Below are 24,098 nucleotides of genomic sequence, written 5' to 3'. Positions count from 1 at the left end.
CAATGCCGCTAATGTGCGCCTATTGTGCTGCGCTGAAAAGGCCATGAAGAGGAACGAATATGCGCTTGTTGATCCGAATTCTGTTTATGCCTGCCGCGCTGTCGCTGCTCTGCTTGCCGACGGTGCAGGGGGTCTCGGCCCAAGGCTTTGATGTCGAGGTGACCGAGGTTTCGGACTGGCGTCCCGTCTTTGGGAAGGTGCAGAGCGTCAAGCGCGCGCTGGCCCGCGCGCGCCTCTCCGGCAGCCTGGTGGAGCTGCGTGCGGAAGAAGGCGATAGCGTTGCCGCCGGTCAGGTTCTGGCCCGCGTCGAGGATGAAAAGCTGGCGCTGGAAATTGCCGGGGTAGAAGCGGGCATTCGCGCGCTTGAAGCACAGATTGCCCTGGCCGAGATTGATCTGTCACGTGTTCTGGAATTGCGGGAACGTGGCGCCTCGCCCAAAACAGCGGTGGACCAGGCGCAGACCGCGCTGAGTGTGGCCGAGGAAAATCATGCCGCCCAGCAAGCGCAGCGGGATCTGCTCCTGGCCCGCCAGGCCGAAGGTATCGTAAGAGCGCCCGAGGCGGGGCGGATCCTGAGTGTGCCGGTTGTTGAGGGCATGTTCGTCAATCCGGGCGAAACCATCGCCACCATCGCGACCGAGAATTTCGTGCTGCGCACCGAGCTGCCCGAACGCCACGCCCGCTATCTGGAAGCTGGGGAAACCGTTCGCATCCTGGCGCGCGGCGAGTTGACCAGCGCAGAGGCGCAAAGTGATGGCCGCATCGCCAAGATCTATCCCGAACTGGTTGCGGGTCAGGTCGTTGTAGATGTAGAGGCCGAGGGCCTTGGTGATTTCTTTGTTGGAGAACGCGTCCGCCTTCTGATCGCCACCGGCCAGCGCCCGGCTATAGTTGTGCCCGAGGTCTACCTGCAGCAGCGCAATGGCGTGACCTTTGCGCGGCTCGACAGCGGGGCAGAGGTGGTGGTCCAGCCCGGTGTGCGCGTCGACGGCGGGATTGAGGTTCTGGCGGGACTGAAACCCGGCGACCAGCTGAGCGCATATGAGGCGGTGCAGAAATGAGCACCAAGAACACGCCAAACGAGCGCGCCGAAGAGTCCCTTGGCATTGCCGGATCGATTTCCAGCGCCTTCATCAATTCACCCCTGACTCCCCTGTTGCTGATTGCCTCGCTGATCCTCGGCTTCGTGGCGCTTCTGCTGCTGCCGCGCGAAGAGGAGCCGCAGATCTCGGTGCCCATGGTGGATGTCTTCATCCAGGCCAATGGGCTGGCGGCAGATGATGCGGTGGAGTTGGTCGCCAAACCGATCGAGGCGCTGCTGACGCGCCTGCCTGGCGTCGAACATGTCTACAGCCAAAGCTTTGACGACCGGGTGATGGCCACTGCCCGGTTCGAGGTGGGCGTGCCCGAGGATGACGCCATCCTGCGGGTCCATTCCGAGATCCGCGCCAATTTCGACCAGCTTCCCATTGGCATCCCGGAGCCCCTGATCATCGGGCGCGGGGTCAACGACGTCGCTATTCTGGTGCTGTCACTCGCCCCGCGCGCGGATCTGCCCCGTGCTGAGGCAGAGCGGTGGGACAGGGCCAACCTGGGCGAGGTCGCATCGCAGCTGATGTCGGAGCTGTCCAAGGCCGAGGACGTGGGGCGCACCTACATCGTCGGTGACAGCCGCACTGAAATCCGGGTGGAGCCGGACACCGCCGCGCTGGCTCTTTATGGTGTCACGCTGGAGCAGCTGGCGGAAAAGGTGCGCAACGCCAACCGGTCCGAGCTGCTGGGCCGGGTGCGCCAGACCGGCGCCTCGCTGGATCTCTTGAGCGGTCAAAGCCTGGTGGGTCAACCAGATCTGGGTCTGCTTCTTGTCACCACGCGGGATGGACGGCCTGTTTATGTGAAAGACGTTGCCCGCGTTAGCATTGCGCCCGCAGATGCCGACAACCGCGCCTGGACCCTACACCCCGGCGAGGCGACGCCACGTCCAGCTGTCTCGCTCGCCTTTGCAAAGCGCGAAGGGGCCAATGCGGTAAACGTGGCGGATGAGCTGCTGGAGCGGCTGGAGACCGCCAAACGCGACTTCCTGCCCGATGCGCTGGAGGTCGAAGTCACCCGCAACTACGGTGAGACCGCGCAGAAGAAATCGGATGAACTGTTCTCGCACCTGGCCGGGGCCAGCGTGTCGATCTTCCTCTTGATCGTGATTTTCATCGGCTGGCGTGAAGGGGTGGTGACGCTGATCATCATTCCCGCCACCATTCTAATGACCTTTGCCGCGTCATACCTGATGGGTTTCACCATCAACCGGGTATCGCTGTTTGCGCTGATCTTCTCGATCGGGATCCTGGTCGATGATGCCATCGTGGTGGTGGAAAACATCGCCCGTCACTGGCGGCTGGATCCAACCGGCGACAAGACCAAGGTCGCCCTGCGCGGTGTCGCGGAGGTGGGAAACCCGACAATCATCGCAACGCTGACCATCGTATTCGCCCTGCTGCCGATGTTGTTCGTCTCGGGCATGATGGGCCCCTACATGAGCCCCATTCCCACCAATGCCTCGGCGGCGATGATCCTCAGCTTTTTCGTGGCGGTGGTCTTTGCGCCCTGGATCATGTTGCGGCTTCAGCGCAAGAAACCCGGTGCCGTCCCGGTGCATGGCGGGGATGAGGACGATCACGGCGAAAACACCCGTATGGCCCGGATCTATCGTGCCGTTGCGCGGCCTTTGCTGGCCAGCCGCATGGGCGCTGCGATTTTTCTGATCCTTGTCTTCGTCGGCACCGGGGCGTCGGTGTCGCTGTTTGGCACCCAGTCGGTGGTGGTGAAGCTTCTGCCCTTTGACGACAAGTCGGAGGTGCAGGTGATCGTCGACCTGGAAGAGGGCGCCACGCTGGAAGACACCGAGCGCGCCCTGTTCGCACTGGCCGCTGCCGCCGGAGAGATCCCCGAGATCGAAAGCATCCAGGCCTATGCGGGCACCGCCGCGCCTTTCAACTTCAATGGGCTGGTGCGGCACTACTTTGTGCGCCAGAACCCCGAGCTGGGCGATCTGCAGATCAACCTTGCCGATTCCGAAGAACGCGACCGCCAGAGCCACGCCATCGCGCTGGAGCTGCGCGAGCGTCTCGCGGCGGTCGATCTGCCCGCGGGCACCTCGGTCAAGGTGGTGGAGGTGCCACCCGGCCCGCCGGTACTGGCAACCCTTCTGGCCGAGGTCTATGGCCCCGACCCAGACACTCGGCGCGAGGTCGCGACGGGGTTGAAAGAGATCTTCACCGATGTGGATTTCATCGTCGATGTGGATGACAGCTTTGGCCGCCCGCCCGAACGGCTCAGGATCGAGATCGATCAGGCCAGCCTCGATTTCCACGGGGTCGAGCAAAGCGCGGTCTATGACACGCTGTCGCTGCTGTTCCACGGCACCACCGTCGGCTATTCCCAGCGCGGCGGCGGGGTGCGGCCCATCCCGATCAGCATGAAGCTGAGTGAGGAGCGCCGTCAGGTGACCGAGGCGCTCTTGGCGACGCCCTTGCCCGCCCGTGGCCCTGCCGGAATCGGTCAGGGCAACGTGGAACTGGGCGAAGTGGTACGCATCTCGGTAGAGCAGGGGTCTTGGCCGGTCTTCCGCAAGAATGGTCTGGACCTTGAGATGGTCACCGCCGATCTGGCGGGTCGGTTCGAGGCGCCGATCTACGGCATGATTGCGGTGCAGGAGGAGATCGACGCCCGCGACTGGCCCGAGGGCATGAAGCCCGAGGTCACGCTCTATGGCCAGCCCATGGACGAGAGTAAACCCATCCTTCTGTGGGACGGTGAATGGGAAGTCACCTATGTCACCTTCCGCGACATGGGCGCGGCCTTTGGGGCGGCCTTGGTGGGGATTTACTTCCTGATCGTCGGCCAGTTCCGCAGCTTCAAGCTGCCCCTGGTGATCATGACGCCGATCCCGCTGACACTGATCGGGATCACTCTGGGTCACTGGGCGCTCAATGCGCCGTTCACGGCCACATCGATGATTGGTTTCATCAGCCTTGCGGGCATCATCGTGCGCAACTCGATCCTGCTGGTGGATTTCATCCGGCGCGAACAGGAGAACGGTCGCTCCCTGCATGATGCGCTCTTGGCGGCGGGGGGCGTGCGTTTCCTGCCGATCTTTCTCACCGCGATCACGGCGATGTCGGGTGCGGCCTTTATTCTGGTGGATCCAATCTTTCAGGGGCTGGGGATCTCGCTTTTGTTCGGGCTTGCGACCTCGACTGCGCTGACGCTGCTGGTGATCCCGGCGATCTATTGGGTCGTGCGCGGCGGGCGGGAAAAGGCCTGACCGGATAACGGGCGAGAGAGGGACTGACACAGCTCCGAATACAGGGCCGGGGAATACAGGGCCGGGCCGGATTGTGAGCGAATTCTGCCTGCCTTGATCTCGGTCATCTGCGCCTGCGGATAATCGGCTAACCTTGCTGTGGTTGAACGTGGGGAGGGTGCCTATGCACGGGACGCGGATTGCCAAACCGGAGAGCTTCAAGACCGTCTCCAACATGACGGACTATCATGCCTTGCGCGCAGCTTTCGGCTGGGCGGATGCGCGGGCGCTGGTGGATGGCTTGCCGGACGGCAAGATGAACATCGCGCATGAGGCCATCGACCGTCATGTGGCGGCGGGGCACGGGGGCCAACTGGCGCTGCGATGGATTGCGAAATCCGGCGAGCGGCACGATTTCACCTATGCCGATCTGCAGCGCGAAGCGAACCGATTTGCCAATGTGCTGCGTGGCCAGGGTTTTCGGAAGGGCGACCGGGTCTATGCGTTGTTGGGGCGGGTGCCGCAGCTCTATATCGCAGCCCTTGGCACACTGAAGGCAGGGTGCACCTTCTGCCCGCTGTTCTCGGCCTTTGGTCCCGAGCCGATCCTCTCACGGATGGAGATTGGCGGCGCCAATGCCCTTGTGACCACTGCGAGGCTCTATAAACGCAAAGTCAAAGGCCTGCGGTCCGCGCTGCCGGATCTGCGGGAGGTGTTTGTCATTGATGATGCGTCCGAGGACACCCTACCGCTGGCGGATCTGATGCGCGATGCGGCGGATCACTTCGCCACCGAGCCGATGGACCCTGAAGAGACCGCGCTGTTGCATTTCACCTCCGGCACCACCGGCAAGCCGAAGGGCGTTGTGCATGTGCATGACGCCGTGGTTGCCCATAACTGGACCGGCCATATCGCACTCGATCTGCGGGCAGGGGATATCTACTGGTGCACCGCGGATCCGGGCTGGGTCACGGGCACCTCTTATGGGATCGTGGCGCCGCTGACCAATCGGGTTTGCATGATCGTGGATGAGGCAGAGTTCGATATTGCCCGCTGGTATGACATTCTGGAAGGAGAAGGTGTCAACGTCTGGTACACCGCCCCCACCGCCATCCGCATGCTGATGAAGGCCGGAACCGAAGCGATGAAGGGACATGATTTTGCGTCATTGCGCTTCATGGCCAGTGTCGGTGAACCATTGAACCCCGAGGCAGTCATCTGGGCGAACAAAGCCTTTGGAAAGCCCTTCCATGACAATTGGTGGCAGACCGAAACCGGCGGCATCATGATCGCGAACTATGCGGCGATGGATGTCAAACCCGGCTCCATGGGACAGCCGCTACCAGGGATTGAAGCCGGGATCGTCGAGATGGAAGGGGAAGGTGGCGCCCTGCGCGAGGTGACAGAGCCCGGCGCCATGGGAGAGCTGGCCCTGCGCGCGGGATGGCCTTCAATGATGCGCGGCTACCTAAATGAACAGGCGCGATACGACAAATGCTTCCGCGACGGCTGGTACCTGACCGGCGACCTCGCGATGCGCGACGAAGACGGCTATTTCTGGTTCGTGGGCCGCGCCGATGATCTGATCAAAAGCGCCGGTCATCTGATCGGGCCGTTCGAGGTGGAAAGCGCCCTGATGGAGCATCGCGCCGTGGCCGAGGTCGGCGTCATTGGCATTCCGGACGAAACTGCGGGTGAGCTGGTCAAGGCCTATGTGGCGTTGAAGCCGGGGGTGGAGCCGTCCGAGGATCTGCGCCTCGCCCTTCTCGGGCACGCCCGCAAGAAGTTGGGACCCGCTGTGGCGCCAAAGGAAATTGCCTTTCGCCAGAACCTGCCCAAGACCCGCAGCGGCAAGATCATGCGCCGCCTTTTGAAAGCGCGCGAGCTGGGCCTGCCCGAGGGTGATATCTCTACCTTGGAAAGCGACGAGTCATGAGCATCGACCACGTGAAACCCCGCCTCGATCACGCCCATCTGCGTGACCTTCTGAAAGCGATGATCCGCATCCGGCGCTTCGAAGACACCTGCGCCGAGATGTACACCCGCGAGAAAATCCGTGGTTTCCTGCATCTCTACGATGGGGAAGAGGCGATTGCCGCCGGCATCATCCCCTTGCTTGAAGAACGGGACCGGGTGGTCGCCACCTATCGCGAACACGGTCATGCGTTGATGCGCGGCATCCCCATGGGCAGCGTCCTGGCCGAGATGTACGGCAAGGCGGAGGGCTGCGCCGGGGGGCGGGGCGGCTCGATGCATCTGTTCAGCCGCGAGCACAATTTCTACGGCGGCAATGCCATCGTCGGGGGCGGCCTGCCCCTTGCGGCGGGGCTTGCCCTGGCCGACCGGATGCAGGGCACAGGCGCCGTCACTGCCTGTTTTTTTGGCGAAGGCGCCGTGGCCGAGGGCGAGTTCCACGAGAGCCTGAACCTTGCCGCGCTTTGGGACCTGCCGGTGCTGTTTGTCTGCGAAAACAACGGCTACGCCATGGGCACGGCTCTGGAACGTTCGGAATCCGAGACCGATATACACGCCAAGGCGGCCAGCTATGGCATCGACAGCCATGTGGTGGACGGCATGGATATCGTCGCCGTCGAAGGCGCGGCGCGCAAGGCGCTCAAGGCCATCGCAGAGAATGGCAAGCCGCAATTCCTTGAATGCCGTACCTATCGTTTCCGCGCCCATTCCATGTTCGACGCCCAGCTTTACCGGCCCAAGGACGAGGTGGAGGAGTGGCGCGCCAAGGGGCCTATTGTCCGCTTCCAGACCTGGGCCGAGGAGAACAATCTCCTGCATGCCGGAGAGGTGGAGGAGATCACCGCCGAGGTGGACGCCGAAATCGCCGAGGCGGTCGCCTTTGCCGAAGGCGGCACGGATGAGCCTGTCGCCGATCTCACCCGCTATGTGATGGCGCCGGACCGGCCTGCGCCGCCCGAGGTCACACCTCCCGGCAACACGGTGACCACCACCTACCGCGAGGCGGTGCGCGCAGGTATCGTGGGTGCGATGATCCGTGATCCGCGGGTGTTCCTGATGGGAGAGGACGTTGGGCGATACGGCGGTTGCTATGCGGTCTCCAAAGGCTTGCTTGATCAGTTCGGCGAGGATCGCATCCGCGACACGCCGCTGTCTGAATCCGGTTTCACCGGTGCCGGGATTGGCGCTGCGATGGCCGGGATGCGCCCCATCGTCGAGGTGATGACGGTCAATTTCTCGCTGCTCGCCTTGGACCAGATCCTCAACACCGCCGCCACCTTCCGCCATATGTCGAACAACCAGTTCGGTGTGCCCGTGGTGATCCGCATGGCCACCGGCGCGGGGCGGCAGCTGGCGGCGCAGCACTCGCATTCGCTGGAAGGTTGGTATGCACATATTCCGGGCCTGCGGGTGCTGGTGCCTGCCACGCTGGAGGACGCGCGCGGTATGCTCTGGACCGCGCTTGAGGATCCCGACCCGGTGCTGATCTTTGAAAACGTCATGCTTTACAATCGCGAAGGCGAGCTGGCTGAAAACGCCGGTCCGGTGGACATCGACCGCGCCGTGGTCCGGCGGCAGGGCACGGATGTCTCGCTCATCACCTATGGCGGATCCCTGTTCAAGACGCTCGATGCCGCCGAGGCACTTGCGCAGGAGGGCATCAACGCCGAGGTGATCGACCTGCGCTCCCTGCGGCCGCTGGATACCGAGACGATCCTGACCTCGGTGCGCAAGACCCGCCGGGCTGTGATGGTGGACGAGGGCTGGAAGACCGGGAGTCTTGCGGCAGAGATTGGTATGATCCTGGCGGAAGAGGCCTTCTGGGATCTGGACGCACCTCTGGCGCGCGTTTGTAGTGCCGAGGTGCCGATTCCCTATGCTGCCCATCTGGAGCAGGCCGCGATCCCGCAGGCGGCAGAGATCGCCGCAACCGCCCACCGCGTGATGGGGGAGGCGCCATGAGCGCGTTTCTCATGCCCTCTCTTGGGGCGGACATGGAGGCGGGCACGCTGATTGAGCAGGCGATCGCCCCGGGTCAACCCGTTTCACGTGGCGATATCATCGCCGTGGTGGAAACCCAGAAGGGCGCGATCGAGATCGAGTGCTATGAGAGCGGCACGGTTACGGAATGGCTGGTGGCCATCGGGGAGCGTGTTCCCGTGGGCACTCCACTGGCGCGGATCGATACGGGAGAGGCGGCAGAGCCAGTAGCCGCTGCCTCCAAGCCGGTGCCACCACCAGAGCCAGTAGAAATGGAACAAGCTCTGAAACCGCTGCCTGTCTCCACTGGCGCCCGTGTTCTTGCTTCTCCGGCGGCGCGGCGACTGGCGGCCAAGGAGGGCGTTGACATCAGCGCACTCCCGGTAACGCCCGGCCAGCCTATCCGTCATGCAGATGTGGCGGCGCATCTCAAGGCAGCTCCCGACCCTGAGCCACACACGGGCCTCAGCGCCATGCGGCAGGCTATTGCCGCCGCCATGTCGCGCTCCAAACGCGAGATCCCACATTTCTACCTCACTCATCAGGTGGAGATGACCGCGCTCACGGATTTCATTGCCGAAGTGAATGCGGGCCGTGCGCCTGAGGATCGCCTGTTGCCGCCGGTCTTTTACCTGCGCGCCATTGCGCGAGCGCTGCAGAAGTATCCTGAGTTCAACGGGCATTTCGAGAAGGGCACATTTTCCCCGGCGGGAGCTGCAAATATTGGCCTTGCCATCGCTCTGCGCGGCGGAGGGCTGGTCGCGCCGGCGCTGTTTGACGTGTCAGCGCAGGAGCGCGACGAGTTGATGGCACAGATGCGAGATCTGATTGGCCGCGTCCGCGCGGGGCGCTTCAAGGCGCGTGAATTGTCTGAAGCAACGATCACCCTGACCAGCCTTGGGGATCGTGGTGTTGATGGGCTCTTTGGTGTGATCTACCCGCCTCAGGTGGCCATCGTGGGCATCGGCACACCTGCGCTGCGTCCCTGGGTGGTGGCGGGAGAAGTGGTGTCACGCCAGATCGCAACCCTCACCCTGGCCGCTGATCACCGTGTCGGCGATGGCCATCGCGGCGCGCTGTTCCTGCGCGCCATCGACCGATTTCTGCAGGAGCCCGAAACCCTATGACACGTGACGACATCGAACAGGCCCTTGGCGAAGAACTGGCCCGGATCGCCCCGGATATCTCGCTGGGCGAGATCGATCGCAGCGAAGATCTGCGCGATGAGTTCGACATCGACTCAATCGATTTCCTGAACCTGGTGACTGCTTTGGCCAAACGCTTTGGCCTTGATATGCCCGAGACAGATTACGGTGAGATGGACAGTTTCAACCATCTGGCGGACTATCTTATGGCGCACCTTTCCTGATCATTTCAGGGTTTGCGCCAACCCGATGAGGCATAAGGCCAGCAAGAGCCAGAGGACCGCGCGGCGGAACTTCTGTTCGTGGACCACGGCCTGTGTACCTCCTGCTTCGGCCGCGCGGGCAAATCGGCGCCCTCCAAGCCATACGCCTACCCCAAGGATCGGCAAGGCGGCGGCAATATGCCAGAGTGTCTGCGCGCTGTAGTGGCCGGATAGGGCGAGCAACCCTCCGGCCCATATATCGGTGAAAAAGAAATAGGCGATCATTGTTGCTCGCATCGCGCGGGAGCTGATCGCGGTGGTCGAAAAGAACAGGCCCAGCACCAGGCCGCTCATGGCAGTTGCGCCGTTTGCAACTCCGGCTATGAAACCGGCCAGACACAGCAGGGCCGCAGTAGGTGTGTGCGGGCGCAGCGGGCGCAGCAGGAGCGTCAGCACCGCGCCAAGGATCAGGAAATGCACGCCAAGCCGCATGCTGTCGTCCGACACATAGCCCAGCAGCGCCACACCCAGAGGATTGCCGATCAGCCCCGCCAGCAGAAGCAACCATAGCGCGCGACGGTCCACGTCCAGCAACACGCTGCGCGACTGGCCAAGGGATGCGAGGATCTCAAGGGCTATGGACATCGGCACGATCTGGCTGGCGGGGAGCCAGAAGATCAGCCCGGCCATCAGGATGGTGGAAAATCCAAAGCCGGAATAGCCCCGCAGGATCGCTGCAGTGAAAACCACAGATCCGGCCAAGAGCAGATCAATCAGGTCCAAAGTTGCGCTCCTGAAAGGCCATGACGGGCTGTATCGTTTCGCGGGCTGCGCGCCTTTGTCGACGTTTGAAGAGCAGGACGATCTGTCCGGCAACGAGCGGCAGGAGGCTGAGCGCGCCGGCCAGCGCCAACCCGGCTGTGCCGGGGTCGGGCAGGCGCAGCAGGTCCGATAATCCAGGCAGCCACAGCGCCGCGGCAATCAAGCCAGAGCATAGGCCGAGTGCGCCCCAGACATATGGGTTTCCCGTGACCTCGTTGACCAAAAGTGGGCCGCCGATGCTGCGCACGTTGAAGACATTCCAAAGCTGCGCGAGCGCAAGGGTCAGGAATGCGACACTCACAGCCTGACCTTCTTCCAGACCCAGCCAAAACAGCGCAAGCACGAAACTGGTCAGGGTTGCCACGGTGATCGCAACGCTCAATAGGCCGATCAAAGACCACTCACGCCGACCGGCAATCGGCTCTTGGGGATTGCGCGGCGGACGGGACATGATGCCGTCATCCCCTTTGCCGAGGCCCAAAGCGAAGGCAGGAAAGACGTCGGTCACCAGGTTGAGGAACAGGATTTGCAGCGGCAAAAGCGGTGCGGGCAGGCCTGCGCCCACGGCGACGCCAACGACCAGAACCTCGCTGACGTTGCAGGACATCAGGTAGATGACGAATTTGCGGATATTGTCGAAGATCACCCGGCCTTGCCGCATGGCCGAGATTAACGTGCCAAAGGCGTCGTCCTTCAGCACCACATCGGCGGCCTCGCGCGCCACCTGCGTGCCGCGCTGGCCCATGGCGATCCCGATATCGGATTTCTTGAGTGCAGGCGCATCGTTCACCCCGTCCCCGGTCATCGCCACCACATGCCCTGCCTTTTGGAACATGCGGACCAGGCTCAGCTTTGTTTCCGGGGCCACGCGGGCAAAGACATCGGCCGAGAGCACCCGCGCGCGCAAGTCCGGGTCCGCCGTCTCGGGATCAAAGCCACGCAGTTCCTTGCCCTCGATCACGTGCAGGCCACCCTCGGCCAGCCCGGCCTGGCGCGCGATGGTCGCGGCGGTGTCGGCGTGATCTCCGGTGATCATTGCAACCCGCACGCCGGCCGCCAGACCCGAGCGGATCGCATCGGGCACATCGGCGCGCAGCGGGTCGAGGAAGCAGACCAGACCCACCAGGGTGAGCCCCGCGTAGGGGTCTTCATCAGCGGTCTTTGCCTGTTTGGTGGCGAGCGCCAATAGCCGCAGGCCTTCGCGCGCGGCGGCGCCCTGCCGGTCCGCCCAGACCTTGCGCGTTGCAGCATCCAAGGGCACGGAGCCTTCAGGCTGGTATTCATGGGAGCAGACCTCAAGCACGGCTTCGGGCGCGCCCTTGATCGCATAGAAAAAGCCATCACCCTGCGCATGGACACTGGCCATCATGTTGCGGGCAGGATCGAACGCGTGTTCGGCAACCCGCGGAAGATCCTCTTTGCTTTGGCGCGCGTCCGCTCGTGCTTCGTGGCTGGCGCGCAAGAGGGCAATTTCCATCGGCTCGCCGCTGGCCTCGCTATCGCCAGTGGCAAGGGTGGCGTTGTTGCAAAGGGCGCCGATCCGCAGTGCCATCTCTAGACGGGCATCGCCCGTTTCGGGGCTGCCGGGATCCAGCGCCCTATCACCATCCGCGAAAAGATAGCGCACCACCGCCATTTCGTTTTCCGTGAGCGTGCCGGTCTTGTCCGTGAGGATCATGGTGGTCGCGCCGAGGGTCTCCACTGACGAGAGGCGCGTGATCACCGCATTCTGCGCCGCCATGCGCCACATGCCGCGCGCAAGGCACAAGGTGGCGACGATGGGCAGCCCTTCGGGCACCGCTGCCACCGCTAAAGCGGTCCCGGTGCGGATCATGTCGATCAGGGCGTGGCCGCGCATCACCCCCACCGCGATCATCAGAATCGCAAGCCCAAGCGTCAGCCACACCAGCCGATGCCCCAACCGGTCCAGGCGCCGCTCCAAAGGAGAAACTTCGGCCTGAGCCTCCTCTGTCAGAGCGCTGATGCGGCCGATTTCAGTCTGCATTCCGGTGGCGGTGACAATGGCCTCTCCGGCGCCCTGGGTGATGGCGGTGCCTTTGAAGACCATGTTGCGGCGTTCAGGCACATCCGTTCCGGTTGGCAAGGGTGAAGTGTCCTTGGCGACGGGCAGGGATTCTCCGGTCAGAATCGATTCGTCGCTTTGCAGGTTCGAGGCCTGAAGAAGTCGCAGGTCGGCTGTGATTACATCGCCCGCATCAAGGATCACGATATCGCCCGGCACAAGGTCGCGGGCATCAACGCGTTGTATCTTGCCCTCCCGGCGCACCAGGGTCTGCACTTCGGCAATGCGCAGCAGCGCCTCCATGGAGCGCACCGCCCGCAGCTCGGTGAAAAAGCCTATTGCGCCGTTGAACAGAATAACGACAAGGATTGCGACCCCTTCGGCCAGGTCTCCGAAGGCAAACGATAAAAGGGCCGCCGCAGCAAGAAGCCAGATGATTATGCTGCGAAACTGGTGCACGATGAGCGACGACAGGCTTTGCGGCTTTTGCGCCGTCAGCCTGTTCACCCCATGTCGGGCGCGTCTTTCCTGGATCTCCGACGCTGTCAGGCCATGGGTGCGATCAACACTCAGCGCCGCGATGATTTCCTCGCACGCAAGAGCATGGGGCGCGGCGCCCGTGACTTCTGCCATGGTTTTCTCCGTCACGCGGCGGGTTAACTGTCACCTATGGTCCGGCTCAAACCGGAGTGGCATGGCGGTGGCCCGCATCCTTTACCGTGTCCGAAACAGCTTCCATGGTTTCCTTGTTCGCCGCAACCTCGGCCGAGGTAACGAGTTCGGCGCTACGGGTGCAAAGATCAATCCATTCCTGCACATCTTCGGTGATCCGTTCCGCCGATTTCATCTGCCAGTCGTGCAGGACCTTGGCAGCTGCTGCCGGATCGCTGGTGCCGGTTTCAAACATCGCAGCCGTTGTCTGCAGTGCCGTGCGTGCCGCCGTGTGGCGCCGCTCGAACCAATGTTTGCTGAAGGTCTCAACCTCGTTCAGTAGGCGTTCCTGCATGTCCCAGAACTGGTGTACTTGCGGGCCGACCAGCGGGCTGAGCGAGGAAAGTGCCTGTGCGGGACCTGTGGAAGCGGTGGATTTGTTCTTCGTTTGGCGTTTACTGGCCATGGGTGCACCTCGGTGTTTGGGTCAAAGACAACAAAGCCAGATCCGGGCCCAGAGACTTGCTCTGGCGGGCGCCTGACCAACCTATCACGGTCAAACTATCCCGACTCCAGAGCCATGACCTTGACCCGCATCAATGTCGCGATTGGGTTTGAACCTTAGCCTGCTGGTTCCGCACAGAGCCAACCCGGACCTGCCACGTGACCACATGAGGGCTCAGTAACAGATAACAAATGAGGCCACGGCTTCACTGCAACGGCCTGTTTTCTATCCGGTTTTTTGGGAAAGTGGTGAGCCGTGCAGGATTCGAACCTGCGACCCACTGATTAAAAGTCAGTTGCTCTACCAACTGAGCTAACGGCCCACTTCCTTTTCGCGGTCTAAGCGAAAACATCCCTAGGGATCAAGCGCTTATTTCGCATCGTCTCAGCTTGGATCTGACTTCCATACTGCCCCGATAGGCGGCGTATCTAGGGGGAGTAGCGCGGGGGGTCAACCCCCTTTTTTCAAGTTTATCCGCGCAAGACTGGATTCATTTCCACGCGGGGTCTATATGCCCGCCATGAGCATATCAGATCATACCGGATTCCCTTTCATGAAGATGCACGGGCTGGGCAATGACTTTGTCGTTGTTGACGCGCGCGTGCAGGATATTGCGATCACGCCAGCGCTGGCGAAGGGAATCGGCCATCGGCAATTCGGGGTGGGATTCGATCAGCTCGCGGTGATTTCAAACGGTGCCGGGGATGCGCATCTGACCTTCTACAATGCCGATGGCTCTACCTCGGCGGCCTGCGGCAATGCCACGCGCTGCATCGCCCGTCACCTGATGAACGAGAGCGGCAAGGATGCGCTGCATCTGACCACCGATCGCGGTGATCTTTATGCACGGGACGTGGGCGAGGGGCTGACCTCGGTCAACATGGGGCAGCCGCAGCTCGATTGGCAGGAGATTCCGCTTGCCGAAGAGATGGACACGTTGGAACTGCCCATCGAGGGTGCGCCGACAGCCACCGGTATGGGCAATCCCCATTGTACCTTTTTTGTCGAGGACGCCGATCTGATCCCGCTTGAAGACTTCGGGCCTCGCTATGAACACCACCCACTCTACCCTGAGCGCACCAACGTGCAGGTGGCCCATATCGTCGGCCCCGATCACATCCGCATGCGGGTGTGGGAGCGCGGCGTTGGTGTGACGCTGGCTTCTGGGTCGTCCTCCTGCGCCACGGCTGTTGCAGCGGCCCGCCGGGGGCTCACAGGGCGAATGGTGCGCATTGACCTTGATGGTGGAACCCTCCGAATTGACTGGCGCGAGGATGGTGTCTGGATGACCGGTCCGACGATGCATGTCTTCAGCGGCACCTTCACCGCCGAATTCCTGGAGTCGCTAGGATGACAGCGCCCAAGTTCACCACATTGGGTTGCCGCCTGAACGCCTATGAAACCGAGGCGATGAAAGAGTTGTCACGCGCGGCGGGGTTGGAAAACGCGGTGGTGGTGAACACCTGTGCGGTGACCGCCGAGGCCGTGCGCAAGGCGCGTCAGGAAATCCGCCGTCTGCGCCGGGAAAACCCTGAGGCGCCCATTATCGTCACCGGCTGCGCCGCCCAGACCGAGCCAGAAACCTTTGCCGCCATGGAAGAGGTCACCCGTGTCATCGGCAATACCGAAAAGATGCAGCCGGATACTTGGGCTGAAATCGCCAAGGGTCCCGATTTCATTGGCGAGACCGAGAAGGTTCAGGTCGATGACATCATGTCGGTCACTGAAACCGCAGGCCATCTGATCGACGGCTTTGGCACGCGCTCCCGCGCCTATGTACAGGTGCAGAACGGCTGCGATCACCGCTGCACCTTCTGCATCATCCCCTATGGCCGTGGTAATTCGCGCTCGGTGCCTGCGGGTGTGGTGGTGGACCAGATCAAACGGCTGGTGGACCGGGGCTATAACGAGGTGGTGCTAACCGGCGTGGATCTCACGTCTTGGGGGTCGGATCTGCCTGCGCAGCCGAAACTGGGCGATCTGGTGATGCGGATTCTGAAGCTTGTGCCGGACCTGCCACGCCTGCGGATTTCATCCATCGATTCGATCGAGGTGGACGAGAACCTGATGCAGGCCATCGCCACCGAGTCACGCCTGATGCCGCATCTGCACCTGTCCTTGCAGCATGGCGACGACATGATCCTCAAACGCATGGCGCGGCGTCATCTGCGCGATGATGCCATCCGCTTTGCCGAGGAGGCGCGCAAACTGCGCCCCGAGATGACCTTTGGCGCTGATATCATCGCCGGTTTCCCGACCGAGACCGAGGCGCATTTCGATAATTCCCTGAAGCTGGTGACCGACTGCGACCTGACCTGGCTGCATGTCTTTCCCTATTCGAAACGGGAAGGCACGCCAGCGGCCAAGATCCCGAAACAGGTGGATGGCAGGACCATAAAAGAGCGTGCTGCCCGCCTGCGCGCTGCAGGGGATGCTCAGGTACAGAAACATCTGGCCACACAGGTGGGGCAGACCCACCGCATCCTGATGGAAAACCCTCACATGGGCCGGACCGAGCAGTTCACAGAGGTGACCTTCGAGATACCCCAGGAGGAAGGGCAGATCGTAACAGCGGTCATTACTGGGGCAAGAGGTATGCAGCTTACGGCCTGATGTGTGCCGGTGTTCCGAAGCGGCTTGAACGTGACATCATCTGTCAAAAGAAAACCCCCGCCAGTGGCGGGGGTTCTTGTTTCTGCATCAGGGGCAGACCGATCAGGAGGTCTTCTTGCCCTTGTGCGGTGCCCAGAGGCGCTTATTGGTGAGGTACAGCAGCACCGACAGCACGGTCAGGATCAGCACACCGACGAAACCGGCTTGCTTGCGCTCCATCATCTTGGGCTCTGCGGTCCACATCAGGAAGGCAGCGACGTCGGCAGACATGCTTTTGACGTCGTTTGCGTGGCCGTCAGCGAATTCCACCTGTTCATCCGACAGCGGCGGAGCCATCGAGATCCAGCCGCCGGGGAAGGCGGTGTTCTCATAGAAAATGGTGCCTGCTTCTTCCTTTTCCTCACCGGTGTAGCCGTCCAGCAGGGAGGCGATGTATTCCGCACCACCCATACCTTTGAACAGCTGGTTGAGGCCCAGGCCATAAGGGCCGTGGAAGCCTGCGCGCGCCTTGGCCATCAGGCTGAGGTCGGGCGCGTTTGCTGCGGTGATTTCCGGGAAGTGGTCGACAGGTTTAGCCGGGCGGAAATCGTCCAGCTCTTCGTCGAAAACTTCGAAGTTTTCAGCTGCGTAGGCACGAACCTGATCCGCGGGCAGGCCGGGGCCACCCTCATCGGCGAGGGTGCGCAGAGGCACTTGCTTCAGTCCGTGGCAGGCTGCGCAGACCTCGGTGTAGATCTGAAGGCCGCGCTGCAGCTGGTTCTGATCATAGGCACCAAAGGGGCCTTCGAACGAGAACTGGAAGTCCTCGACTTCGCCCGCTGCGCCTGCCGCAAAACCTGCGGCAGGGATGAGCGCCAGAGCAAAGGCGGCACCGGTTGCGATTTTTTTCAACATTGGTAGCAGTCCTTCTGGCTTACTCGGCAGGAGTGGCTTCACCGGATTTCGTGCCGTAGTGGGCGTTGAAATCCTCTTCGATGGTTTCCGGGATTGCGTCCGGCTTCTCGATCACGCCCAGGAGCGGCAGGATCACCAGGAAGTAGGCGAACCAGTAGGCGGATGCGATCAGCGAGAATACGTCGTAGGGGTATTCTGCCGGCATTGCACCGAGCCACATCAGGGCAAAGAAGTCGATGACCAGGAGGTAGAACCACCACTTGAACATCGGGCGGTAGCGACCAGAGCGCACGCGGCTGGTGTCCAGCCAGGGCGCCAGAGCCATCACTGCGATCGCACCGAACATGGCCAGTACGCCGAAGAACTTCGCATCGATGATGCCACCGGTGACGAAGGAGGCGATCTGAACCACCCAGACGTCAGCGGTAAAGGCGCGCAGGATTGCGTAGAACGGCAGGAAGTACCATTCGGGCACGATGTGTGCAGGTGTCGCCAGCGGGTTGGCTTCGATGTAGTTGTCGGGGTGACCGAGGTAGTTCGGCATGAAGCCGACGATCGCCCAGAAGACCAGCAGCACAACAGCCAGACCAAGGAAGTCCTTGATCACGAAGTAGGGCCAGAAGGGCAGGGTGTCCTTGTTGGCTTCCTCTTTCGATCCGCGGCGCACTTCAACACCGGTGGGGTTGTTGTTGCCGGTGGTGTGGAAGGCCCAGATGTGAACGATCACGAGGCCCGCAATCACGAACGGCAACAGATAGTGCAGCGAGAAGAAGCGGTTCAGCGTCGCGTTGTCCACGGCGGGTCCGCCCAGCAGCCAGGTCTGAATGGCTTCGCCCACGAAGGGGATGGCGCCGAACAGGCCGGTGATCACGGTCGCGCCCCAGAAGGACATCTGACCCCATGGCAGCACGTAGCCCATGAAGGCGGTGCCCATCATGCAGAGGTAGATCAGCATACCGATGATCCACGTCACTTCGCGCGGAGCCTTGTAGGACCCGTAGTAGAGACCACGGAAGATGTGAATGTAGACCGCAACAAAGAACAGCGAGGCGCCGTTCTGGTGCAGGTAGCGGATCATGTGACCGCCATTCACGTTGCGCATGATATGCTCAACGGAGGCAAAGGCGAGATCCACATGGGGAGTGTAGTGCATCACCAGAACGATGCCGGTGATGATCTGCAGTGCCAGACAGAACGTCAGCACGATGCCCCAGATCCACATCCAGTTGAGGTTCTTTGGAGTGGGAATCATCAGGGTGTCATAGAGAAGGCCGACGATCGGCAGGCGGCTGTGAAGCCACTTTTCGCCGTCAGACTTCGGTTCGTAGTGGTCGTGCGGAATACCGGACATGATACGTCTCCTTATCCCAGCTTGATTGTGGTTTCGTCGACGAATTCGGCGACCGGCACGGGCAGGTTCGTCGGTGCGGGGCCTTTCCGGATCCGTCCGGCGGTATCGTAGTGCGAGCCGTGGCAGGGGCAGAACCAGCCGTTGAATTCACCGGCACCGTCACCCAGCGGCACGCAGCCGAGGTGGGTACAGACACCCATCATCACCAGCCATTCGCCGGCTTCGTCCATGGTGCGGTTTTCGTCGGATGCATCGGTGCCCGGCTTGTTCGGGTTTTCCGAACCCGCGTCAATCAGATCGCTCAGCGCAACCGCGCGGGCTTCGTCGATTTCGGCTTGGGTCCGGCGACGGATGAACACCGGCTTGCCAAGGAACATAACGGAAATCTGGGTTCCCACCTCAACGCCACTGATATCGACCAGGATCGAGGACAGCGCCTTGACGTCGGCAGATGGGTTCATCTGGTTGACGAGGGGCCAAACTGCGGCACCTGCGGTGACTGCCCCGGCGCCGGCAGTGGCGTAGTAGAGGAAATCTCTCCGGGTTCCTTCGTTGTCTTCTGCGTGGGACACGAGGTTTTCTCCAATTCCAGCGCCCGTTTAGGGCAAACATGCGCATACACTGCTCAAAGTCCGCAGTGCCTCAACGCGGGTATCTAGCGGGGAGAAGTCCTTTCGTCCAGCCGTCATATACGCGCACCGAGCCTGCCCGAGCAGTTTCTTTGGGCAAGCTGTCGCAAAAACCACTTATGATTTGGTTGATACGTGTTGGGACCAAATGGCGCAGTCAGCCGGCAGGCGGCTTTGTTTCCTGCATGGAGGGGCGCGATTCGAAGGACTTGAACCATTCAGCGAGGGCTTCGTTCCCGTGGCGCCAGTTTGACGTCGGATGCCGGAAATCGAGATAAGCCAAAGCGCAGCCTACGGCGATTTGTCCCATGTCCAATGGGCTTTTCAGATGCGCCATCCAGCGATCATTGAGCGCGGAGCAGGCGCCAAGAACCTTGTTCAGCTGGGCCTCCAGCCAGGGTTCGTAGATCATGTTCTCGGGGCGCAGGCGACGCTCGTAGGTCATCAGGACGGCGGCCTCCATGATTCCATCGGCGGTGGCCTCCAGCACCTTGGTATCCCAGGAACGACCATACAGATTGCTACCCGCGCGGTGGTCCAGATAGGCGCAGATCACCCGGCTGTCGTAAAGTGTCGGCCCATTGCCGCGCGACAGAGCAGGGATCTTCGCCAGGGGGTTGCTGGTCTTGAGGGCTTCGTCAGGATCAAGCGCAGTGGTGTGCACATCAATGATGTCAACGTCCTCCAGCTGCTCGGTTTCATGCAGCACCACCATCACCTTGCGCACGAACGGCGAGGCCGCCGAGTAATATAGCTTCACTGTCTCTCTCCCCTGTCTTTCCCGTAGCCTACAACCTCTAACGGCAAAGAAAAGAGGCGTGTCAGCGTTGGGCCCGTGATCAAGGCCTCTTGCAACTTCACTCTGGGGTCGGCAATGTCGTTGCGTTCTCAGGGCGGGGCGGAATTCCCCACCGGCGGTATGCGGGGCATGAACCCCGTAAGCCCGCGAGCGGCTTTTCGGGTCATGCACCCACAGCCAGTGAGACGAAGATCGGTTCCGGTGGCTTGGACAAGCGCGTCCACAGCCCGAAAAGGGAGAACCGGTTTTCGGATCAAGCTGTGGAGCAGTCAGGAAAGTGACAAGCAGATCTGGTGAGAGGCCAGAGCCGACGGTTACAGTCCGGATGAAAGAGAACGTACGACAGGGCCTGCCAGTGCGGCGGGTCTCCTGCCGTTCGTTATCGCCTTGGGTGACGTGTCGAACCTAAAGGAGATAACCATGACACACACCCGATATGCATTCATCAAGGCCAACTGGCACGCCGACATCGTTGATCGCGCACTCGAAGGTTTTCAGGAATTGATCCCGGCCGAACAGATCGATGTCTTTGACGTTCCCGGCGCGTTTGAGATGCCGCTGATGGCGCAGGAGCTGGCAAAGACCGGCCAATACGCCGCCGTGGCCTGCGCCGCGCTGGTGGTGGATGGCGGTATCTACCGCCATGACTTTGTCGCACAGGCCGTGGTAGATGGCCTGATGCGCGCAGGCATGGACACCGGCGTTCCGGTCTTGTCCGTCTCGCTGACGCCGCATCACTTTCAGGAAACCGATCACCACATGGCGATCTACCGCGATCACTTCGTCCAAAAGGGCCGCGAGGCCGCCCAAGCCGCGCTAATGATCACCAAAACGCGGGAACAGGCAAAAGGATTGGCGCATGCTGCGTAAACCTTCGCATGTGTGACCAACAGCCTGCCGCTTCAGCGGCAGGCACGCGTCCGCCCGCCCCCACGGCGGGCGCGTTCCGCTCCCACCTCGGTCGGACGCTGAACTGCCCTTCTGAAAACAAACTACCCCAGATAGGCTTTCAACGCAGGCGGCGGGTTGTCCAGCAGCTCTGCCGTTGGTTGAGGGGCCTGCGCTACGCCCTCGGCCACCAGAACCACCTGATCCGCGATCCGGCGGGCATCGCCGGGGTCATGGCTCACCATCAACAGTGTTGCGCCGCTTTCCTGTGCCAGTTCGGCGACCAGATCCAGCATCTCGGCCTTCAACGCCGGTCCAAGCGCCGCGAAGGGTTCGTCCAAGAGCAGAATATCCCGCGCCTGCACCAGCACCCGCGCCAGCGCCACCCGGCTTTGCTGTCCACCAGACAGTGCGGCGGGCTTGCGTGACTCCATGCCTTTGAGGCCGACCCGATCCAATGCTTGCGCGACAAGCGCGTGTTCTGCGTCGCTGAGGCGCAGATTTGGATTGAGGCCAAGGCCTACGTTCTGCGACGCCGTCAGGTGGGGAAACAGGTTGCCGTCCTGAAACAGCATCGCCACCGGGCGCTTTCCAGGCAGGCGGTCGGTCAGGTCCTTATCCTGCCATACAACACGGCCGGAAACGAGGGGCAGAAACCCCGCAATGGCTTCGAACAGGGTGGATTTGCCTGCGCCCGAGGGGCCGATCACCGCAACGCGCGCGCCGCGCGGGATCTCCAGATTGGCGGTCAGGGTGAAGCCACCGTTCTCGATTCGGGTGCGATCAAGCTTCAGCATGCCAGCGGCCTCCACGGTCGAGGATCCAGAATGCCCCCATCGACAGCACGAGCAGTAACAGCGCCGCCCCGGCCGCCGCTTGCATCTGGTAGGCACCCATCAGCCGGTAGACCTGCAAGGGCAGGGTGGCGACCTCAGGGTCTGCAAAAAGGGCGATGACCCCAAGATCCCCCATCGACAGCGCCGCGGCAAGCCCCGCGGCAAATCCGATCTGAGCGCGCAGGCGCGGCAAGACCACCCGGCGCAGGAAAGGCCAGCCGCGCATATCGAGCGTCAGCGCCAGTTTGCAATGCCGCGCCACCACATCGCGGCAGGCGGGCACCAGAATGCGCAAGGCGAAAGGCAGCGCCATCACCGCATTGACCAGTGCCGTTACAGGCAGCGCTAGCGCAAAGGGGCTGGCGATAGGGTAGATCAGGATGAACAACCCTGTGCCGATCACCAGAGGAGAGGCCGCAAGTCCTAGCAGCCCGGCGATCTCCATCGGCAGGGGGCGGCCAAGGGCAGCCGCAAGCGCCATTGGTAGGGCCAGTGCCAGCAGGATCAGGGTGCTCGCCCCTGCCACAAGGATTGAGGCCAATGCCGCCTGCCAGACGGATGCAGGCAATGAAAGCACGCCGGGTAGCCCGGACAAGACAACGGCGAGGAGGGGGAGCAGCAGGAACATACCTGAAAAGACAATCCAGAAGGTATCAAGGCTACGTGCCAAAGTGCTCTGCCCGTCCCAGCGGCGCAGGATCCGGTCCAGGCCCGTGCCAAACCCCTCACCCACCGGGGCGCGCAGGGCCAGCGTTGCCGCCAGCGCGGTCAGCACCAGTTGCAGCCCCGACAGAAGCGCAGCACGCCCGAGGTCGAAATCAAAGCTGAAGGCTTGAAAGATCGCCAGCTCGATGGTGGTGGCGCGCGGTCCTCCGCCCAGCGTCAGCGCCACGGCGAAACTCGACAGGCAAATGGCAAAGACCACGGCGAGCGCGCCCGGCACCACGCGGGCCAGCATTGGCGCTTCGAGCAATTGCCACATGGCGCGCGGACCTGCATCCAGCTGCGCAGCAAGGCGGAAGCGCTCGGCGGGGATCTCCTGCCAGCCTTGCAGGATCAGCCGGGTCGCCAGCGGCAGGTTGAAGAAAACATGCGCCAGCACCACGCCGTGCAGCCCGTAGATAGAGAGCGGCTCAAGCCCGAACAGCGCCAGCGCATCGCTGACCCAGCCCGCGCGGCCAAAAACCGCCAAAAGGCCAAGGATGGCAACGATCACCGGCAGGATGAAGGGCGCACCGAGAAGGGCGATCAGAACCGAGCGCCCCCTGAACCGTCTCCGCGCCAATGCGCGGGCAACGGGGACTGCCAAAGCGACGCTGAACAGGGCCGAAAGGCTCGCCTGTATCAGCGTGAACCGCACCGCCGCCCAATCGGCGGAGCTGAGGCCACGTCCGGCCTCGGCGCTAAAAGCAACGGCTGCCAGCGTGCCAAGGATCAGCGCCGCCACCAGGGCAGCGGCGCCATAGCCCGCAGCCGGGCTTAACGGCTGAGCGCGCCGCGCCATTCGTCCAGCGCCGCGTCACGCACTGCCGCAGCCTCATCAGCGGGCAGCAGCAGCGATTTTTCCGGGGTGATCAAGGTCTCAAACCCCTTGGGCAAACCGCCTGCAGGCGTCACGGCAGGATACATCCAGTTGGTCGTCGGGATGATGGACTGGAAGGCATCCGAAACCATGAACTGCAGGAACTGATCGGCCAGATCGGGCTGGTCGCTGGCGGCCAGTTTCCCGGCGACTTCGACCTGCATGTAGTGCCCTTCGGCGAAGGACGCGGCCGCCTTGCTGGTGTCTTCCTCGGCAATCAGGTGATAGGCGGGGGAGGTGGTGTAGGAGAGAACCATGTCCGCCTCGCCCTCAAGGAACATGCCATAGGCCTCGGACCAGCCCTTGGTGACGGTGACGATATTGTCCGACAGCCCTTCCCAGATTGCGGGGGCCTCATCTCCGTAAGCGGCTTTGACCCACATCAGCAGGCCCAGACCGGGGGTGGAGGAGCGGGGATCCTGAATCACGATCTTGGTGTCGCTGGCGGCCAGCGCTTTGAAATCGCCCGGCACATCGGCATCCGCATTGTGGACAAAGGCGAAATAGCCCCAGTCATAAGGAACGAAGGTGTCGTCACCCCATGCGATGGGCAGGTCGTAGTCGGCACTGACGGAATGCGGCGCAAACAGCCCGCTGTCCCTGGCGGCGGCAGTGAGGTTGGTATCGAGCCCCAGCACCACATCCGCGTCCGAACGCGCGCCTTCCAGCTTGATCCGCGCCAGAAGGGCGGCGCCATCGCCCGCGCCGACCAGTTTCAGGTCGCAGCCGCAGACTTCTTCAAAGGCCTTTTCAACCGCAGGGCCAGGACCCCAGTCAGAGACAAAGCTGTCGTAGGTGTAAACGGTCAATTCGGGCGTTTCGGCAAATGCCGCCGATGCGCCCAGCAGTCCCGCTGCAAAAACAGAATACTTCATGGCATCCTCCTTTGCGGCGACGGGCAAG

General features: G+C 62.2%; 19 protein-coding genes, 1 tRNA gene and 1 riboswitch. Of the genes, 9 read left to right on the top strand and 11 right to left on the bottom strand.

All coding sequences use genetic code 11. The features are described from left to right. Positions 1–59: 59 nt before the first annotated feature. From INS80_RS06555 to INS80_RS06530, 6 genes are all read left to right on the top strand, one after another. The gene (locus tag INS80_RS06555) at positions 60–1,061 is read left to right on the top strand and encodes an efflux RND transporter periplasmic adaptor subunit (protein WP_192964864.1); all 1,002 of its coding nucleotides are present in this window, start codon (positions 60–62) and stop codon (positions 1,059–1,061) included. Continuing rightward, the gene (locus INS80_RS06550; RefSeq protein ID WP_192964862.1) at positions 1,058–4,321 is read left to right on the top strand and encodes an efflux RND transporter permease subunit; all 3,264 of its coding nucleotides are present in this window, start codon (positions 1,058–1,060) and stop codon (positions 4,319–4,321) included. Before INS80_RS06555 ends, INS80_RS06550 begins: the two co-directional genes overlap by 4 nt. A gap of 163 nt (positions 4,322–4,484) precedes the next feature. Next, a complete protein-coding gene (gene acsA, locus INS80_RS06545; protein WP_192964861.1) occupies positions 4,485–6,236 on the top strand; it encodes an acetate--CoA ligase in 1,752 nt (583 codons plus the stop codon). Beyond that, a complete protein-coding gene (pdhA, locus tag INS80_RS06540; RefSeq protein WP_192964860.1) occupies positions 6,233–8,236 on the top strand; it encodes a pyruvate dehydrogenase (acetyl-transferring) E1 component subunit alpha in 2,004 nt (667 codons plus the stop codon). Before acsA ends, pdhA begins: the two co-directional genes overlap by 4 nt. Continuing rightward, a complete protein-coding gene (locus tag INS80_RS06535) occupies positions 8,233–9,381 on the top strand; it encodes a dihydrolipoamide acetyltransferase family protein (protein WP_192964859.1) in 1,149 nt (382 codons plus the stop codon). Before pdhA ends, INS80_RS06535 begins: the two co-directional genes overlap by 4 nt. After that, positions 9,378–9,623: an acyl carrier protein gene (locus tag INS80_RS06530; RefSeq protein ID WP_192964858.1), complete on the top strand. Its 246-nt coding sequence runs from the start codon at positions 9,378–9,380 to the stop codon at positions 9,621–9,623. Before INS80_RS06535 ends, INS80_RS06530 begins: the two co-directional genes overlap by 4 nt. Here the strand turns inward: INS80_RS06530 and INS80_RS06525 are convergent, their stop codons facing one another. The 4 genes from INS80_RS06525 to INS80_RS06510 all read right to left on the bottom strand — a co-directional run bounded on the left by INS80_RS06525 (position 9,624) and on the right by INS80_RS06510 (position 13,925). Then, positions 9,624–10,385, bottom strand: coding sequence for a sulfite exporter TauE/SafE family protein (locus INS80_RS06525; protein ID WP_192964857.1), 762 nt, complete (start codon positions 10,383–10,385; stop codon positions 9,624–9,626). Then, the gene (locus INS80_RS06520) at positions 10,372–13,080 is read right to left on the bottom strand and encodes a cation-translocating P-type ATPase (RefSeq protein WP_192964856.1); all 2,709 of its coding nucleotides are present in this window, start codon (positions 13,078–13,080) and stop codon (positions 10,372–10,374) included. The genes INS80_RS06525 and INS80_RS06520 overlap by 14 nt, the downstream gene beginning before the upstream one ends. Positions 13,081–13,126: 46 nt before the next feature. Next, a complete protein-coding gene (locus INS80_RS06515) occupies positions 13,127–13,564 on the bottom strand; it encodes a hypothetical protein (protein WP_192964855.1) in 438 nt (145 codons plus the stop codon). Between the two features lie 285 nt (positions 13,565–13,849). Continuing rightward, positions 13,850–13,925, bottom strand: a tRNA-Lys gene (locus INS80_RS06510). Positions 13,926–14,114: 189 nt separating this feature from the next. On the opposite strand from INS80_RS06510, the gene dapF reads away from it, so the two are divergent. Both dapF and mtaB read left to right on the top strand, forming a co-directional pair. Further along, on the top strand, positions 14,115–14,957 hold the full coding sequence (dapF, locus tag INS80_RS06505) for a diaminopimelate epimerase (protein WP_192964854.1): 843 nt from the start codon (positions 14,115–14,117) through the stop codon (positions 14,955–14,957). Next, on the top strand, positions 14,954–16,216 hold the full coding sequence (mtaB, locus tag INS80_RS06500) for a tRNA (N(6)-L-threonylcarbamoyladenosine(37)-C(2))-methylthiotransferase MtaB (protein ID WP_192964853.1): 1,263 nt from the start codon (positions 14,954–14,956) through the stop codon (positions 16,214–16,216). Before dapF ends, mtaB begins: the two co-directional genes overlap by 4 nt. Positions 16,217–16,318: 102 nt before the next feature. On the opposite strand, the gene INS80_RS06495 is transcribed toward mtaB, so the two are convergent. The 4 genes from INS80_RS06495 to INS80_RS06480 all read right to left on the bottom strand — a co-directional run bounded on the left by INS80_RS06495 (position 16,319) and on the right by INS80_RS06480 (position 19,850). Beyond that, positions 16,319–17,110 (bottom strand): cytochrome c1, encoded by a 792-nt coding sequence (locus INS80_RS06495; RefSeq protein ID WP_192964852.1) that lies wholly within the window; start codon positions 17,108–17,110, stop codon positions 16,319–16,321. Positions 17,111–17,129: 19 nt separating this feature from the next. Continuing rightward, positions 17,130–18,461, bottom strand: coding sequence for a cytochrome b (gene petB / locus INS80_RS06490; protein WP_192964851.1), 1,332 nt, complete (start codon positions 18,459–18,461; stop codon positions 17,130–17,132). Positions 18,462–18,472: 11 nt separating this feature from the next. Beyond that, positions 18,473–19,033, bottom strand: coding sequence for a ubiquinol-cytochrome c reductase iron-sulfur subunit (petA, locus tag INS80_RS06485; RefSeq protein ID WP_192964850.1), 561 nt, complete (start codon positions 19,031–19,033; stop codon positions 18,473–18,475). Positions 19,034–19,247: 214 nt separating this feature from the next. After that, positions 19,248–19,850, bottom strand: a complete 603-nt coding sequence (locus tag INS80_RS06480) for a glutathione S-transferase (RefSeq protein ID WP_192964849.1) — start codon at positions 19,848–19,850, stop codon at positions 19,248–19,250. A gap of 120 nt (positions 19,851–19,970) precedes the next feature. After that, a riboswitch (FMN riboswitch) is annotated at positions 19,971–20,230 on the top strand. A gap of 79 nt (positions 20,231–20,309) precedes the next feature. On the opposite strand from INS80_RS06480, the gene INS80_RS06475 reads away from it, so the two are divergent. Next, the gene (locus INS80_RS06475; RefSeq protein ID WP_192964848.1) at positions 20,310–20,759 is read left to right on the top strand and encodes a 6,7-dimethyl-8-ribityllumazine synthase; all 450 of its coding nucleotides are present in this window, start codon (positions 20,310–20,312) and stop codon (positions 20,757–20,759) included. A 122-nt stretch (positions 20,760–20,881) separates the two neighbouring features. Here INS80_RS06475 and INS80_RS06470 read toward each other — a convergent pair whose 3' ends face one another. From INS80_RS06470 to thiB, 3 genes are read right to left on the bottom strand one after another with little or no spacing between them, the layout of a single operon-like run. Next, complete coding sequence (locus tag INS80_RS06470) at positions 20,882–21,574, bottom strand: thiamine ABC transporter ATP-binding protein (protein WP_192964847.1); 693 nt, start codon at positions 21,572–21,574, stop codon at positions 20,882–20,884. Continuing rightward, the gene (locus INS80_RS06465) at positions 21,561–23,117 is read right to left on the bottom strand and encodes an ABC transporter permease family protein (protein ID WP_192964846.1); all 1,557 of its coding nucleotides are present in this window, start codon (positions 23,115–23,117) and stop codon (positions 21,561–21,563) included. Before INS80_RS06465 ends, INS80_RS06470 begins: the two co-directional genes overlap by 14 nt. Next, positions 23,093–24,070, bottom strand: coding sequence for a thiamine ABC transporter substrate binding subunit (thiB, locus tag INS80_RS06460; protein WP_192964845.1), 978 nt, complete (start codon positions 24,068–24,070; stop codon positions 23,093–23,095). Before thiB ends, INS80_RS06465 begins: the two co-directional genes overlap by 25 nt. Positions 24,071–24,098 lie beyond the last annotated feature (28 nt).

Origin of the sequence: Phycobacter azelaicus, assembly GCF_014884385.1 — a bacterium.
Classification (GTDB): Bacteria; Pseudomonadota; Alphaproteobacteria; order Rhodobacterales; family Rhodobacteraceae; genus Phycobacter; species Phycobacter azelaicus.
The sequence above is the reverse complement of the archived record's forward strand: the minus strand, read 5'-3'. Positions and strand labels throughout refer to the sequence as shown.